Here is a 15,660-nt window from a genome sequence, read left to right as displayed (position 1 = left end):
TCATTTGCTCACGAGGTGCTGATGTCTTCAAATTTCAGCTTAAGCCTTGTGAGCTTTCTTACAAAAGCCCCCACTTTTAAAACATCCTCTAAGGAGAGGGATTGAGGGTGAGGTAAACCAGGGACACAAATTGTATGTTATTTAATTCTTATTCCTAAGCCTGGATTGCTAAATATTAATGCTTTGAGCATTAAATAAGTATTTAATAGAATTTTGAAGCTGTAAGTATTAATTTTGTGTTATTTCAAGGTTTTCTCAACTTAAACAAACCATTCGGCTGGACTTCCCACGACTGCGTAGCGCGGGTGCGAAAACTGTTGCGCCTCAAACGTGTCGGACACGCGGGAACCTTAGATCCCGCAGCTACTGGGGTGTTACCGATCGCACTTGGTAAAGCCACAAGATTATTGCAATATCTCCCAGAAAACAAAGCTTACAAGGCTACCATTCGGCTGGGTGTGCGTACTACAACCGATGATTTGCAAGGCGAAATCATCACTTCTCAACCTTGTGCTGGATTGAGTTTAGCAGAAGTGAAAACTGCACTGGCACAATTTCAAGGCAAGATTGAGCAAATACCACCGAGTTACAGTGCAATCCAAGTGGATGGTAAACGTCTCTACGACTTAGCACGCCAAGGGAAAACGGTGGAAGTTCCAGTGCGAACAGTGGAAATTTTTCAGATAGATATTTTGGGCTGGAGAGAAGGAGATTTTCCGGAATTGGATGTGGCGATCGCCTGTGGTTCTGGTACATATATTAGAGCGATCGCTCGTGACTTAGGTGCAATCTTAGAAACTGGTGGCACTCTTGCGGCTTTGATCCGTACCAAAAGCAGTGGTTTCGATTTAACAGATAGTCTCACCTTGACAGACTTAGAAACTAAACTGCAAGCCGAGACATTTCAACCTTTTGTATCTGATGCAGCCTTGAAACATCTGTCATCTGTGACTTTACCAGCAACATCTGCTCAAAAATGGTGTCAAGGTCAGCGAATTTCTCTAACTTTCGATATTCCTGAAATAGTGCGAGTTTATGATCAAGAGACTCGCTTTTTAGGTATTGGGCAATTACAAGATGAAATGTTGATTCCCCAAATGGTTTATGAACCAATTTCTTAAAACTGTGGTAAATTTAAGGTTTTAATTTGAATACATAGTTTGACCGCAATGTATAAAATTATCACCAATAGTAAATTAAATGGGAGCTTTACCCAATAATTGGGCAGATATTCAATCTGATATCACATATCAAACAACGAGTGATTTGCTAGTTTCGTTTGCAAGTGAGCAAATAAAACTGGGAATAAAATATGATCAGAATGGCAAACATTTAAAAGCAATTGAGAAAGGGCAAGTCCCGCTACGCGGTAATGTTGGGCTTGTTACTTCTCAAGAAGAGGGGTACGATTTGAAATCAAAGGTGTTAGGTAAAGGCGGCGATCGCCGGTTTCATGCAAAGTTTATTGATGGTGTGTTACACTTTCCCGGTTTGGTAACAGAACATTAGTCCAAAATAAGTATGACAAGACTAGAATTGAAAAATCACCAAGTATGGCGGGATTTAACTGAAATCCTCGAAAATTTAGATACCCATACACTTGTTCAAGAACATCTTGAACTTTGTGATTATAAAGTTTGCGGCTACTGGGATGAGCAGGATAAATATTATGAAATAATTACTTTGCCTCGTACTCTTGAAATAGAATTAGTTAGTAGTTCTATTGGCTTTACTCACAAAAAACCCTTTCTAAAACTAAAGTTTGTCTTGACTGCCTCTAGTATTCATGCTAGAGATAAGCCAAGTCATAACGCTCCCAGAATTGGTGAGTTGGTTCTTGTCTATGATGAAAATCTGGGATTTGTAGATGAAAACTGGCTTTTAGATATTGATTCTGTTTTTTTCGATATAAAACTTAACTCCTACCTGAACACTATTTAAAGCACTCAATGTTAATTTTTTTACATTAATCAAACTTAGGAAATTTGTGTTTTTAAGTCTAATTGAGAACGGTGAGTAATGAGCGATCGCCATAATCATACTACTGCTGCACGTCTCAATGTCTACATCCAAGGTCAAGGATTCCCCATTCTGGGCTTACATGGTCATCCTGGTACTGGTCGTAGTCTTTCTGTATTTACCAATCATTTATCAAAACGTTATCAAACTTTTGCCCCTGATTTACGTGGATACGGCAAAAGTCGCTGCAATAGCAATTTTGAGATGAATGACCATTTGACTGATTTAGAAGCGCTGCTAGACCGATTTGAGATTCAAAAGTGCCTAGTATTGGGATGGTCACTTGGGGGCATTTTGGCAATGGAGTTGGCATTACGTTTGCCAGAGCGCGTTACTGGGCTGATTTTGGTAGCAACAGCCGCAAAACCCCGTGGCAGTCATCCGACTATCACTTGGCAAGATAATTTATATACTGGCGTTGCTGCCCTACTAAACTATATAAAACCGGGTTGGCAATGGAATATTGAAACTTTTGGCAAGCGATCGCTTTTCCGTTACCTAATCCAACAACACACATCCACCACTTACAACTACATCGGAACCGAAGCAGTACCAGCTTATTTGCAAACCTCTCCTGCTGCTACTCGCGCCCTCTATAGTGCAATTGAATCGGGATACAACCGACTTTTAGATTTGCAACAAATACAATGTCCTAGTTTAGTACTTGCTGGTGAACAAGACCGCCACATCACATCTGATTCCAGCTTAGAAACTGCTCGACATCTCCAAAATTATCAGTGGCAGTGCTATCCCAACACCGCCCATCTTTTCCCGTGGGAAATTCCCCATCTGGTGCTGAATGATATTGATCATTGGCTGGAAGAACATCCGCAGGTAATTAGTAGTCAATAGTTCAAGGGTTTTTGACTCTTGAGCAAATAATTCGTAATTAGAACTCGAAACTACGAATTACGAATTACGAATTACAAATTACGAATTATGTTGACTCTGGCCTTACTTAAATTTGACCGCCAAAGATAGGCTGTACTTTGCGGTCAAATCTTTCCCCCAAGTCTTCAGCGATTGTTAAGGTACTGGGTTTGCAGCGCTTGATATGCACAGCAATTCCCGTAGCTCCTTCGATCTCCAAATCTTCTATATATCCAATGCTTGACAATCTAGCATCAGAAGAACTCAGAAATGGACCGAAGTAGTACGTGCATCGGGGATTCTGCGTTACAATCTCTGCCCACCAAGCCAAGCCAATGTAGTCGAATGTGTTAATCAACACTTCTTTCAGGTTATGCCAAATGGTTTTCATGGTTTTCGCTGATTTATAAGCATCCTACAGGGTGTTAAACGATATTGTGGGTTATTATCTTTACATTTCTTTATACTCTAGTTAGTGCTATTTTTTCAACGAAAATTTTTGTAACTTATCTAAGTGCAGCGTATTTAGCGATCGCTGGCGATAAATTTCATAAAGCGCCATACCTGCTGCTACAGAAGCATTCAGGCTGGGAGTCTTACCCTGTAGAGGAATCGATACTAAGAAATCACAGGAGCGTTGAGTCAACATACCCAGACCTTCGCCTTCTGAGCCGATGACCAAAACGATTGGGCCAGTGAAATTGATTGTATGTACGGGTTCGCTACCACTTGCAGCAGCGCCGTAAATCCAAAAGCCAGCTTCTTTCAATTCTTCTAAGGAGCGGCTGAGGTTGACAACTCTCGCTACAGCAAAATTTTCTAGAGCACCTGCTGCCACTTTCATGACAGTGGAAGTGATCCCAGATGCTCTTCTTTGGGGAATCACCAATCCTTGAGCGCCGATTGCTTCGGCGGTGCGAATAATTGCTCCCAAGTTGTGGGGATCAGTAATTCCATCAGCCACGACAATTACGGCATCGGTTACAGATTTGGACTGCTCAATAAGATCCGCTAATTCGATGTAGCCGTAGGGAGCAATTTGCGCTGCCACACCTTGATGATTAGCCCCATTGGTGAGATAGTCTAAGCGCTTGGGTTCAACCTCGTCAATAACTGTGCCATTTTCCTTCGCTTGTAGGAGAAAATGGTGAAAGCTGGGATCGTAGCGCAGACGGGTAGTAATCCAGAGACGATTGAGATTGCGCTGATTTTGCAACGCACTCAATACTGGATGACGACCGTAGATGAGATCGCTATCTTCTTCTATTGGTGGTTGTGTAGATGTAGACGGCTGGGATAAGTTGCTATATCGTTGTCGGGAGTTGCCAGAAATAGAGTTGCTATCTATTTTCCGGGGATTGCGAGTCGGATTAGCAACAGAAATCGGATTGCTATCTATTTTTCTGGGATTGCGAGTTGGATTAACAACAGAAATCGGATTGCTATCTATTTTCCGGGGATTACGAGTCGGATTAGCAACAGAAGTCGGATTGCTATCTATTTTCCTGGGATTGCGAGTCGGATTAACAATACGTTTACCCTGAATTTTTACGGGTTGCCCACGATTGGGTTCGCTAGAAGTCTTGACTTTTCTCGGTTTATTCTGCATTTGACTTATGGATATAGCGTATGGTTGATTATCCCGATTACCTCAATTTATTGAGCCTAATCTACTGTTGTGGCCATTGTGAAATTGAGTTCTCACTCTTTTTCTATATGAAGTATTCGCAACAATTCGGTTAGACGCTGGTAATCGGTGAGATATAAGTAGCCAATTAAGGTTTCTAGACTAGTTGCCTGTTGATAAATTTCGGGATTAAGTCGCTTAGGGCGTCCTGTCGCGGCGTTTCTACCCCGTCGGACAATTTCTAATTCGGTGTCCCTGAGATGAGGAATCAGCGATCGCAAATGTAGCGCTTGGGTTTCCGCTCTTACCTGCTCCACTACCAGACGATGGTAAATTCCTGAGCGCTGCAATGGCACCAGATAGAAGATTCTAACATATAACTCATAAATTGCATCCCCCAAAAATGCTAAAGCAGCAGGAGAAATTTTTTGCACTTGTGAGAGGGAAATCTGTTGGAATGGCGCTTTGGTTGCCAAGAGTGCTTGAGTCCAAGATAGGCTCTGTTTGGGAGTTTCATCTTGTCCATCTAATAGCTCTTCCTCCTCTGACTTCACAAATAAATCATTCCTTGACGGGCTAAAGTCGGCAGGCATTCTTCGCAAAGACTGATTTTTCTGAAGTATGCCATGATAGTATACTTAGCATAATCAATACTACCATAATTACTTCTTAATTTCATCTTTTTGATTGAGATTTGGCATTTTAGATCACCCTGATGTCAACGCCTATAAACCAAATTTCGCCTGCTTATTGTGTTCTGTGCCTAAGATGGTGTAAAATTTTGACATCAAACTCACCCTGATACTTGATCCCATTGCCATGCTTACTCAGTAAGCGACGATTTTTAACTATACAGTATTAAGTCAAGTTAAACTAGAGATAAATCTGCTGGCTTTGTATTTCTGACAACTTTTTCAGACTTGGTTGTTTCTGGAAATATTCTAGCCAATAATTACATACCCCAGAACTGGGTGTCTATATCTTGGTTATTACTCAACTTTAAACATAATAGCTCAACTAGCTTTGTGCCTCTCCCACAAGGAGAGAAAGTCCCGAATACCCTTGTGGTATTCCTAACGTGGCAATGGCGGATGAAACAGGAAACTCTAAAAACGAATCAGACTGTTCCTGATTCTAAAAGATGGGATATTTCTCAGATATTAGAAGCTCCAACCTCAGCGAGGCAGGTTGGAGTACTTCACAAATTAAGCTATCCGATGTTGAATTTGGATAGCTGAATTTGTCTCTCAGATCAAGCAATCAAGACTACTTGACGTTTTCTAGAGCGTCTTCAACTGATTTTTGCAGGGAGAGAAACTTCTCTAGGCGAACAAGCTTGACCGTTTGAGTGACGCGGGCATTTGTGACAATTTGCAAAGTACCCTCAGCAGTTTGCGCCTGCTTGGCTAGCTGCACCAAAGCACCCAAGCCAGAGCTATCAATAAAGTCGATTTGTGAGAGATCCAAAATAATGTGCTTAGGTCCTTCGACAATCTTACTGCCAAGTGTCTTGCGAAATGTCGGCTCAGAAAAGGCATCTAACAAACCTGTGAGGCGGAATAGCTGACAGTTATCCCGGACTTCACGAGTGCCCCTCAGGCTAACGGTTAGATTCAGTGGCTCAGCAATAATTCCCTCCTCATGAGTTAAAGTGAACGCTCAAGTATAGATGGTTTTTGAGCAAGTTGTCTACAATCTGCTGGAATAAGGGGATTGGGCATTGGGCATTGGGCATTGGGCATTGGGCATTGGGCATTGGGCATTGGGCATTGGGCATTGGGCATTGGGTATTGGAAAACTCTTCCCCATTCCCTACTCCCTATTTTTAACTCACCTTTGCCACGGATTGACGTGCTGTTCGCATGGCTTGAACGAATTGCTCAAACAAGTAATCAGCATCGTGGGGGCCTGGACTGGCTTCTGGGTGATACTGTACTGAGAATACAGGTAGAGATTTGTGACGTATCCCGGCAATGGTGCGATCGTTTAAGTTGAGGTGGCTGATTTCCACAAGTGCTGTAGGTAAAGAATCTGGGTTAATAGCAAAACTATGGTTTTGGCTAGTAATTTCTACCCGTTGTTGTGAGCCAGCAGGCTGATTCAAACCACGATGACCAAATTTGAGTTTATAGGTTTCTGCTCCTAGTGCATGACCTAAAATTTGGTGTCCCATACAAATACCAAAGATGGGTTTTTGGCTTAATAGCAGCGCTTTGGCAGTTGTAATCCCTTCATTGACCGCAGCAGGGTCGCCAGGACCATTAGAAAGAAACACACCATCTGGATTGTAGTTGAGAATTTCTTCTGGTGATGTATCAGCAGGCACAACAATCACCCGACAACCATAACTTGTGAGGCGACGCAAAATATTACGTTTTACGCCAAAGTCAAGGGCTACAACGGTAAAGGGTTCGCCAATATTTTCCGCAGCCTCAGAGTTGAATGCCCAAGCTGGAATTGTCGGATCTGACCATTCATAAGCCGTTGGGGTGGTGACTTCACGAACCAGATTCAATCCCGCCATGTTGGGAGCGGCTAGTACCTGCTCAAGCAATTCCGCCTCATCAAGAATATCTGTGGAAATGCCACCGTTCATCGCTCCGAAGATCCGAATTTTGCGGGTGAGGGCGCGGGTATCGATGCCGTAGATCCCTGGTACTTGGTTTTGTTTAAGATAGTCAGGCAAGGATTGTGTCGATCGCCAGTTACTTGGTCGTTGACAAATATTACGAGCGATCGCACCTTGCACTTGGGGTCGAGATGATTCCTCATCTTCAGGATTGACACCAGTATTCCCCAATTCAGGATAAGTAAAAATAACTATTTGACCGGAGTAACTAGGGTCAGTCAGGACTTCTTGATAACCCGTCATCCCAGTGTTGAATACTACTTCTCCGATCGCGGTTCCTGTAGCACCGAAAGACCAACCGCGATAAGTGGTTCCATCTGCTAGGACAAGTAAAGCTGGTATTGCGTCAGTCAGGGGCATATTAGATTGGGGATTGGGGATTGGGGATTGGGCATTGGGTATTGGGAAAACTCTTTCCTATTCTCTATTTTCTATGCCTCATTCCCTAATACTGCAATTGTTAATTATCCCATGAGTTGAGCAATTGGAAATTTTCAGGATAGTTAATTAAGATTAAAAGGGAATTAAATAAAGTAGCGGGAATGGATTTGGCAAAGCTTGGGCAGTTAGAATTAATTATGCTTCAGTCTTTTTTATCCCGTGCAACCCTAATTTTTCTATCAAGCGCTCTAGTAGTTTTGTGTGTTGCCTGTAGTGAAGACAAACGGAACACTGCGACTGGTAGCAATGAGCAACCTACGCCAATTGGGGATCTGGCATCAGTACAGCCTACTGTCAAACCAGTAACACCAGCAGCTATCCCAGAAGCGCAGCCTCTAGAGCCGTATGAAAGTGAACCAAGTCTTTTTGAGATGGGGCGAGACAAAGCTGTTGGCGCTTGGAGTATCAGCCAATCTGCTCAATCTCCAGATGATTGGAATTTGGTGGTGAGTCAGTATCAGGATGCGATCGCGCTGATGCGAAAAGTGCGACGACAAAGCCTAGAATTTGCGATCGCTCAAACCAAGATTGCTGAATATCGGCGGCAAATCAAATATGCCCAACAGCAAGCGAATCCTCGCCCTGTGCACGTTGCTCAACGTCAGAGAATAGTAATTGTTGTTCCCCAGGCAGCAACCACACCAAAGTTTAACTTACGATTACCTCCTGTAGCAACAAAACGGTTATCACCAGAGCCAGGTTTGCCCTCATCAGCAGTACTGATTCCCGATGAAGCAGTATTTACAGCCCCAATTAAAAGGCGGATTGGTGGCACGCCAATTGTCGAAGTCACCTTCAATGGCCAGCAACAATTTGAGATGATTGTGGATACAGGAGCCAGTGGCACTGTAATCACCCAACAGATGGCCGATGCTTTGGGAATCGTGCCAGTGGGGAAAGCGAAGGCAAACACTGCTAGTTCTAGAGCTGTAGAATTTCCTGTGGGCTATGTTAATTCGATGGCAGTTGGCGGGGTAATAGTGAATAAAGTAGCAGTTGCGATCGCCGGTGCCGAACTTGAAACTGGACTTTTAGGACATGACTTTTTTGGCAACTACGATGTCACCATCAAACGTAATGTGGTAGAGTTTCGTCCGCAACTGCGATCGCAAATCAATTCCCCAGAAATTCAACTAACTGCTCCAACTTTGTCCAAGCCACGCCGCTTTGTAGGATATCCTTAGCGATTTTAATCCCTTGGGCGTGATCCAGGAATGCGATCGCACCCCCTACTTGCAGCGCCAACGACGCATTTAACGCTACCGCTTCCTGTTGTGCCTGAGTTCCCTTACCTTGCAGTACCGCCTTGAGAATCACCGCATTTTCTTGGACATCCCCACCCCGAAGCATACCTATGGAAGCAGGCGTTAAATCCAAATCTAGGGGATTAATCGTAGTTACCTGCACTTCTCCATCTGATAAAACCGCCAAATCAGTTACATCTCCTAACCCAGCCTCATCAAGTTTTTCTCGCCCGTGCAGCACAATCGCCTTTTCCTTGCCCAAATTCTGTAAAGCTTCGGCAACAGTTACCAAAAGTTTCGGAGTAAATAAGCCTACCACTTGCCCAGTTGGACGCAAGGGATTTACTAATGGACCAAGCAAATTAAAAATTGTTCGCACCTTCAAAGTCCGCCGTAATGAGGCAACTGCCTTGAGTGCTGGATGCCAACCAGGGGCAAACAAGAAAGTGATCCCCACCTCTTGTAGTGCTGCTTGCACCTTTTCACTAGAGGCACTCAAGTTTACACCCAAGGTTTCCAAGACATCGGCACTTCCGGTGAGACTTGACGCTGAACGATTGCCATGTTTGGCGACGCGTACACCATAGGCTGCGGCGACAAATGCAACTGCTGTAGAAATATTAAAGGTTGATGACCCATCTCCACCAGTGCCACAGGTATCTATTACAGTAGTGAGTGCTGATTTCTGAGTGCTGAGTGGGGAAGATTGCGATTGTAATACTTCAGCCATGCCAGTCAACTCGTCGGCAGAAATGCCTCTAAAGTTCAGCGCTGTTAAAATAGCCCCCGATAACTCTGGGGGAACCGCTTCACTGAGCCATCCTTGCATCAATTCAGCAGCTTGAGTACGGGACAATGATTGGCCATCTATTAATTGTTGCAGCAGGATAGACCAGCTAACAGAGGATTCTTGAGCAGAGATTGGGGAAGTTGTCATAGCTAAGGTTTGTAGTATTGTAGGGTGTAGCTACCTTGAAGGGCATGGGAGCTATCCTACCGGAAAATTAGGAGTTATCAAAGTTAGCTTGAAAGATCAAGGCTTAACTGCAAAGCTGGATTCACAAGGTTCTGATTTTGGGCTTTTTTCTCCAAATAAAGTTTAACTTCGTAGTTTGTAATGAATAGCTCTTTTCCCTTAGCAGCACCACTTTGTTTATAGTTATTCATTCCATACTGTAATTCCCACTCGCAGATATTAGCCCATTGAAAATTTTCTCTAATTTGCGGTGAGTTGTCGTAGGTAATTAGCCAGTGATGATGACATTGTTGCAAAAGTTCAGCAAATCTCTGATGCTCAAAAGAGGTGTGCAAGTCACCCCTTTTACCATATAGCTTTGATTTTTTAGCATTAAAATATGGCGGATCTAAAAATAAAAATATATCTTCTGCTTCTGATTTTAATAGGTGGCTGTAATCTAAATTAGTAATTTGGACATTTTCTGATAGAATACCTTCTAACTTTTCGAGTCGTTCTATTGAAGAATTAGTAAATCTTTTATGAAAAGCTTCTTGGGAAAAGCCACCTGATTCTACAGTTCCTGAAAAAGTAATTCTATTGAGTATGAAAAAACGAACGGCTCTTTCTAAATCAGATAAATTATTGACATCTACCTTAGCCAATTCTGCAAAGAGTAATTTGCCATCTGTATATTTGACTTTAATATGTCGAACTTCTTTAACTAACTGAGCTAGATCAGATTGGGCAAGCTTCCAGAATAAGAAGAGTTCGCGGTTTAAATCGTTAATCCAAATTTTGAGATCGGGAAACTTTTGTCTTAAATAAATGAATACAGAACCACCACCGACAAAAGGCTCTCGAAATTCAGAAAAGCTCTCTGGTAAATATTCAACTATTTGATTTATTGCTTTTGACTTACCACCAGGGTATCGTAGAGGACTCTTGAGCATAATTCGTAGAAATCGTCACACTTGGAGTAATAAAAACACTCAATTTGTTTGCTAAAAAGTATTGTTGTATGCTCTGACTAAATCACCATCAATGCTTTCATTGTCCGCTCCTGTAGCATAACCGATGTTAATGCTTCCAGCATGATTTTGGAAGCGTTGACGATCTAGTTCTTTCTCTATTTCAGTTTGCGACTTTTCACATCTTGGAGAACTATTTCGTAACTTTTTTAAACGCAGAGGGACGCTAAGGGAAGCGCAGAGGGGCGCTGAGTTTTGCCAATTTTAATTCGCTATGAACTTATGAAATTTTGAGGAGGTGCAACGCAGCGATCGCTTGGCGGCTAAACTGCGAGAATTAAATATAGATCCAGATACTAGCGATCGCCAGCATATTAACATAAAATTACGTATGCTTAATATATGCTAGCTAACTAAACTTCATTTTTGCTCCAATTAAATGTTGCATTTTTGTAAAAATCTGTTACATTACTTTACAGGCACTTATAACTGTTACAACATAAAGGCTCGGAGTATTATTTATGGCAGACGTTAAGAAGACTACGGCTTTGGTTCCAGAAGATCCTAATGCTTTGCGCTGGGGCTTTACTCCTCAGAGCGAAAACTGGAACGGTCGTTTTGCAATGATTGGTTTTTTATCTGCTGTTGCACTTGAAGTGTTTTCTGGCCAAGGGATTTTACACTTCTGGGGCATCCTCTAGATTTAAAGGTTTTTACCTTCATTAGATTATGAGGCAAGGCGGAGATTTGCAAAATCATCTGCCTTGCCTCGTAACCTCAAGAATTAGAAAACTCGCCAGCTACTTACGTGATGAGCGAAAAATTACACGACCTGGAGATTCTTCCTGATTAATTCGCGCATATACCCGAAGACAAGTTAAGACTTCGCCAGGAATACCACCACAGTCTAGTTGTAAGTCATCCTTAGATAAAGCACAGATATCCGCATAAAGTCCCGATAATTGGCGAATTCGCACTTCATTACCTGCATTAATCGCCTCATCAGCGACTTTCTTCAGGATGCGTCGTGATTCGTGTTGCAGCTTTCCCCACCAACAATAGCGTTCAGCCGGTGGTACGAATACTAAAGAGTGTATTGCTTCGTCCATGTCAATCCAGGCACGGAGAATTGACAGAGGATCAGCATTTTCCTCAGCTTTTTGGGTGCGTTGGAAGCGATCGCTTAAAGCATCAATGTATTGGTTTCGCTGTTCTGGTTTGGAGTCTAAAGAAATGACATCAAAGCTAAAAACACTTTTTAAAGCATGATGTAAATCCGGGTCTATTTCAATAAAGTTCATATATAAATATAGGAAACCTGCTGGTAAATCAGATGCATTACCTTGGGTAATTTGAGAGTTTAAAAGTACTTGTTGAGATAAGCTCAATCCTTGAGTTTGAATAGTACCACTCAGACCGGGGTAGATGATTTCATCGCGGATAAAGGGAAGTTGAAAGAGATTAAAATTATCTGCGATCGCACCAACTTCTTGAGCTAGATCCAAGGTGTGCTGTCGCCAAGATGCAGCTAAATCCTCTGGTATCCGCAGCAGTTTGCGTTGAATCTCATTCCACAAATCAGAATCTGTTTGGCTTTGCAATTGGGAATTACCCAGATAATAACTAAGTTCTAAGTCAGAATCAAAAGCTTCCCGGAGGCGACTTAATTTTAAATCATCTGGCGCATCTTCCCAACCAGTATTTTGCTGTGGGGGTGCAGGTTGCAACAGGCTATGAAGTTCTTGCAGCAGATCATCACATACCTTCGCTCCTGCATCTAGTGGAAATTCTGTGCGAGCCTGATTTAAAGTAGCCTCTAATCCATACAGGCTCAACCGCAGTAACCGGGCTAACTCCGAGTTTTTTATTTCTAATAGCTGATGCAAGTGCTGCATGAATATTGCCTCCAAATATTATCTGTATATAATGATTTTTCTAAAAATCTCAAACAAAGGTTTTCTTAGTACAGCATTTCATCAACGCTAAAATGACCAACGCACAGTGACTAGACCATGTAGAAGATGAACTTGAAACTGTTAAGAATTTTAGACTACCTGCTATGACAACAAGGGAACAGCCAGTGAGAAACCCGCTTCTGACTTTTTTCTTTCTGCCTTGGAGATGATCAAGACAAGCGATCGCATAACATTACGATTACGCCCCTCGATCACAGAGCGCGATGGTGAGCGATGCTGCTGCTGCTAGCGATGCTGCTGCCCGAATGTGGTTCCAGATTGTCCAGTTGGCAAGGTAGCTAGACCATAAGCTGGCACCTATGCTGCTGTCCGGCTCAACTCTCGCCAGCGCTTCGTTAAGCGGCACATTGAAACCGATTGTCACGCCGAAGGTCCCAACGAGGTAGAGCAAGCTGCCGAGGAGCAAGTAGGCGGCACCAGGTTGATGCCACCTTAATAGCGAAGAGATAGTCAGAAGGATGCAAGCCGCAGCCGTTCCCAAGAACACAGCCATAAATAATGGATTGATCACCGTGATATTGATGGATTGCATGGCGGTAATGCTCTGTGCTGGCTGGAGTCGCGCAAGGGCGTTCATTACGAAGGTCGAGAAGGCGAAGAAGACTCCGGCAATCAACCCGCAGCCCAGTGCCGAGAAAAGCTTCAATGCAAAATAATGTTGTTGAGTGATCAGATATTGCAGCATCACTTTATCCTCCATTTCTCTAAAGGGCAGTGTGAGTCTGATTATTTATCGATAATCGCAGATTAGATTGCTCTACGCATTCAACCTTTGAAGATTATTGTCGTTCCCGGTTTGACTATAGTCATTGTCATGTAAATTATTTGATAGCTGGTGGGTATGTCGATAGGGAGTTTCAATTATGAAGAAGCGCAACTTTCGCACGATTGAGACGAATGGGGTTCGTCTGAATACAGTTGTTGAGGGTCAGGGGCCTTTGGTTATCTTGCTTCATGGATGGCCTCAGTGCTGGTATCTATGGCGTCATCAGATCGATCCGCTTGTAGAAGCAGGTTTCCAAGTGGCCGTTCCCAACCAACGGGGATACGACGGTAGTGATGCTCCAGAGGAGATCGAGGCTTACGACATACTTAATTTAACGGGGGATGTTGTCGGCATCGCTGACGCTCTCGGTCAGGAAAGTTTCATTGTTGTGGGACATGATTGGGGGGCATCTGTAGCTTGGAATACAGCACTGCTATATGAGGAACGAGTTAATGCTGTTGTGGGAATGAGTGTTCCCTACTTCCGTTACCCGATTGGAGCATTAACAAAGCAAGAGAATTTTGGGGACAACTTCTGGTACATGGTCTACTTCCAAAAACCTGGAATTGCCGAAGCAGAATTTGAAACAGATATCCGTCGTTCCATACGTATAATTCACTATAGTATTAGCGCTTCTGCTCCTGAAGGAATGCTCCTGAATCGGAAACCATCAACTTCTGGTTTTCTTGACGGACTGATCGATCCCCAGGAGCTACCAAAAGGCATGACACAAGAGGATCTAGACTATTATGTTGAACAGTACAAACAGAGCGGCTTTCGTGGCAACCTGAACTGGTATCGCAACATGGATCGCAATATGGAAATTACTCCCCAGTTGTCAGATAAAAAGATATCGCAACCAGCATTATTTATTGCTGGTGAGAAAGATGTTGTATTGAAGTTTCCAGGAATAAATCTTAATGCAATGACCGAGTTGGTTCCCAACTTGAAAGGACAGGTTATCGTCCCTAGTGCTGGTCACTGGGTTCCCGCAGAGTATCCCCAAAAAGTCAACGAGGCTTTGCTTGGTTTTCTAAAAGACTTTGCCCCTCAACGGTAAGATCAGGGATTTTAGCTAAATCTTAAAATCAGATAATGGGAAGCAAATTCTGGCAAATTCATGCTGAATTCTGTTTTGATAATAAAAGCGATCGCTCTCATTTAAATCCTCTTCAATATTTCTCTCACCCAAGTTTCTTCCTATGGCGATGCCTGGGTTGGGCTGCGCTTACGCACTATTTTTAAAGGTTGTGGATAATAAATTGCCAATTGACATGCTCCCCGGCGTAAAACGCACGGGGATTCTAATTCATGGTTCACAGAAATCCGCTTGCTATATCAGGTTTCCCATCAATAGTATTGGTGGTCTTCTCCCCATGCTTTCCATCTTTCGATGCAGATTCCCAATGCCCTTGGGTACTGTTGTTTTGCCACTCAACTCCTAATATCTTCATTCCTTTCTTGAGAATATTAATTGCCGCGTTTGTATCACGACAAATTTCAATTCCGCAGCTAGAACATGAATGAGTTCGGGTGCTGAGTGACTTTTTTGCCCTATGTCCACAATGGCTACAGTCCTGAGATGTATAAGCGGGAGTTACGGCTAGTACTGCTTTATCCCAGATTTTCCCATAGTAGTCTAGCCATTGAGTGAACTGATACCAACTAGCGTCAGAAATAGATTTAGCTAAGTGGTGGTTCTTGACCCTTACGGGTTCCCCAGTCGCTTCAAGTCGGGAAACCCGCCCAACGCGCTGGCTCACCATGTTCGCAATCTTCAAGTCTTCATAGACGACGACATCGTTAGATGCCACTACGCATCGGGCTTGCTTTATAGCCCAATCTTTGCGCTGCCTTTGAATTTTTAGATGAACTTTACCTAATCGTTTCCGTGCTTTGTGATAATTAATTGACTGCGGTTTTTTACCTTTAACAAACTTTTTACTTAACCGCTTTGATCGCTTTTTAATTCGACCTTCTGACTTTCTGAAAAATTGGGGATAAATTACAGCATTATCGTTTTGGTCTTTGGTGAAATATTTTAACCCCAAGTCTAATCCAACAATGTTGCCTGTATATACCCCCTCTTCCTTACGTTCGGCATCAAAGCAGAATTGCACATGATACCCATCCGCTTTTTTTATTACACGAACACGGTTGAT

General features: G+C 43.0%; 17 protein-coding genes. 7 read left to right on the top strand and 10 right to left on the bottom strand.

What is annotated here, in order from left to right; translation table 11 throughout:
* Positions 1–236: 236 nt before the first annotated feature.
* The 4 genes from truB to V7K31_RS07775 all read left to right on the top strand — a co-directional run bounded on the left by truB (position 237) and on the right by V7K31_RS07775 (position 2,871).
* Positions 237–1,121 (top strand): tRNA pseudouridine(55) synthase TruB, encoded by an 885-nt coding sequence (gene truB / locus V7K31_RS07790; RefSeq protein ID WP_335093603.1) that lies wholly within the window; start codon positions 237–239, stop codon positions 1,119–1,121.
* A gap of 79 nt (positions 1,122–1,200) precedes the next feature.
* Entirely contained in the window at positions 1,201–1,509 is a 309-nt protein-coding gene (locus V7K31_RS07785; RefSeq protein WP_335093602.1) for a hypothetical protein, read from the top strand.
* 12 nt (positions 1,510–1,521) lie between these two features.
* Complete coding sequence (locus tag V7K31_RS07780) at positions 1,522–1,941, top strand: hypothetical protein (RefSeq protein ID WP_335093600.1); 420 nt, start codon at positions 1,522–1,524, stop codon at positions 1,939–1,941.
* Between the two features lie 78 nt (positions 1,942–2,019).
* Positions 2,020–2,871 carry an alpha/beta fold hydrolase gene (locus tag V7K31_RS07775; protein WP_335093598.1) on the top strand — a complete coding sequence of 284 codons (852 nt, stop codon included), beginning with the start codon at positions 2,020–2,022 and terminating at the stop codon, positions 2,869–2,871.
* A 106-nt stretch (positions 2,872–2,977) separates the two neighbouring features.
* Here the strand turns inward: V7K31_RS07775 and V7K31_RS07770 are convergent, their stop codons facing one another.
* From V7K31_RS07770 to carA, 5 genes are all read right to left on the bottom strand, one after another.
* On the bottom strand, positions 2,978–3,280 hold the full coding sequence (locus V7K31_RS07770) for a DUF1816 domain-containing protein (RefSeq protein ID WP_335093596.1): 303 nt from the start codon (positions 3,278–3,280) through the stop codon (positions 2,978–2,980).
* An 87-nt stretch (positions 3,281–3,367) separates the two neighbouring features.
* The gene (rlmB, locus tag V7K31_RS07765; RefSeq protein ID WP_335093594.1) at positions 3,368–4,498 is read right to left on the bottom strand and encodes a 23S rRNA (guanosine(2251)-2'-O)-methyltransferase RlmB; all 1,131 of its coding nucleotides are present in this window, start codon (positions 4,496–4,498) and stop codon (positions 3,368–3,370) included.
* Between the two features lie 92 nt (positions 4,499–4,590).
* Positions 4,591–5,070, bottom strand: a complete 480-nt coding sequence (locus V7K31_RS07760) for a Mini-ribonuclease 3 (protein WP_335093592.1) — start codon at positions 5,068–5,070, stop codon at positions 4,591–4,593.
* A gap of 712 nt (positions 5,071–5,782) precedes the next feature.
* Positions 5,783–6,148, bottom strand: a complete 366-nt coding sequence (locus V7K31_RS07755; RefSeq protein ID WP_335093607.1) for an STAS domain-containing protein — start codon at positions 6,146–6,148, stop codon at positions 5,783–5,785.
* A gap of 193 nt (positions 6,149–6,341) precedes the next feature.
* Positions 6,342–7,505: a glutamine-hydrolyzing carbamoyl-phosphate synthase small subunit gene (gene carA / locus V7K31_RS07750; protein WP_335093591.1), complete on the bottom strand. Its 1,164-nt coding sequence runs from the start codon at positions 7,503–7,505 to the stop codon at positions 6,342–6,344.
* Positions 7,506–7,723: 218 nt separating this feature from the next.
* Between carA and V7K31_RS07745 the strand changes: the two genes are divergently transcribed.
* Positions 7,724–8,770 carry a retropepsin-like aspartic protease family protein gene (locus V7K31_RS07745; protein ID WP_335093605.1) on the top strand — a complete coding sequence of 349 codons (1,047 nt, stop codon included), beginning with the start codon at positions 7,724–7,726 and terminating at the stop codon, positions 8,768–8,770.
* Here V7K31_RS07745 and trpD read toward each other — a convergent pair.
* Entirely contained in the window at positions 8,700–9,767 is a 1,068-nt protein-coding gene (gene trpD, locus V7K31_RS07740) for an anthranilate phosphoribosyltransferase (protein ID WP_335093590.1), read from the bottom strand. The two genes, V7K31_RS07745 and trpD, sit on opposite strands and share 71 nt — an antisense overlap.
* Positions 9,768–9,850: 83 nt before the next feature.
* Complete coding sequence (locus tag V7K31_RS07735) at positions 9,851–10,738, bottom strand: DNA adenine methylase (RefSeq protein ID WP_335093588.1); 888 nt, start codon at positions 10,736–10,738, stop codon at positions 9,851–9,853.
* Positions 10,739–11,277: 539 nt separating this feature from the next.
* Here V7K31_RS07735 and V7K31_RS07730 point away from each other — a divergent pair.
* Positions 11,278–11,457 (top strand): high light inducible protein, encoded by a 180-nt coding sequence (locus V7K31_RS07730; RefSeq protein WP_334862498.1) that lies wholly within the window; start codon positions 11,278–11,280, stop codon positions 11,455–11,457.
* A 99-nt stretch (positions 11,458–11,556) separates the two neighbouring features.
* On the opposite strand, the gene V7K31_RS07725 is transcribed toward V7K31_RS07730, so the two are convergent.
* Positions 11,557–12,651 carry a hypothetical protein gene (locus V7K31_RS07725; protein WP_335093587.1) on the bottom strand — a complete coding sequence of 365 codons (1,095 nt, stop codon included), beginning with the start codon at positions 12,649–12,651 and terminating at the stop codon, positions 11,557–11,559.
* Positions 12,652–12,910: 259 nt separating this feature from the next.
* Positions 12,911–13,417 (bottom strand): anthrone oxygenase family protein, encoded by a 507-nt coding sequence (locus V7K31_RS07720; RefSeq protein ID WP_335093586.1) that lies wholly within the window; start codon positions 13,415–13,417, stop codon positions 12,911–12,913.
* A gap of 178 nt (positions 13,418–13,595) precedes the next feature.
* Between V7K31_RS07720 and V7K31_RS07715 the strand changes: the two genes are divergently transcribed.
* Positions 13,596–14,558 carry an alpha/beta fold hydrolase gene (locus V7K31_RS07715; protein ID WP_335093584.1) on the top strand — a complete coding sequence of 321 codons (963 nt, stop codon included), beginning with the start codon at positions 13,596–13,598 and terminating at the stop codon, positions 14,556–14,558.
* A 256-nt stretch (positions 14,559–14,814) separates the two neighbouring features.
* Here the strand turns inward: V7K31_RS07715 and V7K31_RS07710 are convergent.
* Positions 14,815–15,660: RNA-guided endonuclease InsQ/TnpB family protein (locus V7K31_RS07710; RefSeq protein WP_335093583.1), on the bottom strand; the 846-nt coding region annotated here is incomplete at its 5' end.

Source organism: Nostoc sp., assembly GCF_036917675.1.
In the GTDB taxonomy this organism is placed as follows: domain Bacteria; phylum Cyanobacteriota; class Cyanobacteriia; order Cyanobacteriales; family Nostocaceae; genus Nostoc.
Note: the sequence above shows the minus strand (reverse complement) of the source record. Positions and strands in the feature narration are given on the sequence as shown.

Excerpts from the sequence above, each read along its gene's own strand:
- V7K31_RS07785 (WP_335093602.1), top strand. The coding sequence starts at position 1,201 with ATGGGAGCTTTACCCAATAATTGGGCAGATATTCAATCTGATATCACA.
- V7K31_RS07780 (WP_335093600.1), top strand. The coding sequence starts at position 1,522 with ATGACAAGACTAGAATTGAAAAATCACCAAGTATGGCGGGATTTAACT.
- V7K31_RS07775 (WP_335093598.1), top strand. The coding sequence starts at position 2,020 with ATGAGCGATCGCCATAATCATACTACTGCTGCACGTCTCAATGTCTAC.
- V7K31_RS07770 (WP_335093596.1), bottom strand. The coding sequence starts at position 3,280 with ATGAAAACCATTTGGCATAACCTGAAAGAAGTGTTGATTAACACATTC.
- rlmB (WP_335093594.1), bottom strand. The coding sequence starts at position 4,498 with ATGCAGAATAAACCGAGAAAAGTCAAGACTTCTAGCGAACCCAATCGT.
- carA (WP_335093591.1), bottom strand. The coding sequence starts at position 7,505 with ATGCCCCTGACTGACGCAATACCAGCTTTACTTGTCCTAGCAGATGGA.
- V7K31_RS07745 (WP_335093605.1), top strand. The coding sequence starts at position 7,724 with ATGCTTCAGTCTTTTTTATCCCGTGCAACCCTAATTTTTCTATCAAGC.
- trpD (WP_335093590.1), bottom strand. The coding sequence starts at position 9,767 with ATGACAACTTCCCCAATCTCTGCTCAAGAATCCTCTGTTAGCTGGTCT.
- V7K31_RS07735 (WP_335093588.1), bottom strand. The coding sequence starts at position 10,738 with ATGCTCAAGAGTCCTCTACGATACCCTGGTGGTAAGTCAAAAGCAATA.
- V7K31_RS07730 (WP_334862498.1), top strand. The coding sequence starts at position 11,278 with ATGGCAGACGTTAAGAAGACTACGGCTTTGGTTCCAGAAGATCCTAAT.
- V7K31_RS07725 (WP_335093587.1), bottom strand. The coding sequence starts at position 12,651 with ATGCAGCACTTGCATCAGCTATTAGAAATAAAAAACTCGGAGTTAGCC.
- V7K31_RS07720 (WP_335093586.1), bottom strand. The coding sequence starts at position 13,417 with ATGCTGCAATATCTGATCACTCAACAACATTATTTTGCATTGAAGCTT.
- V7K31_RS07715 (WP_335093584.1), top strand. The coding sequence starts at position 13,596 with ATGAAGAAGCGCAACTTTCGCACGATTGAGACGAATGGGGTTCGTCTG.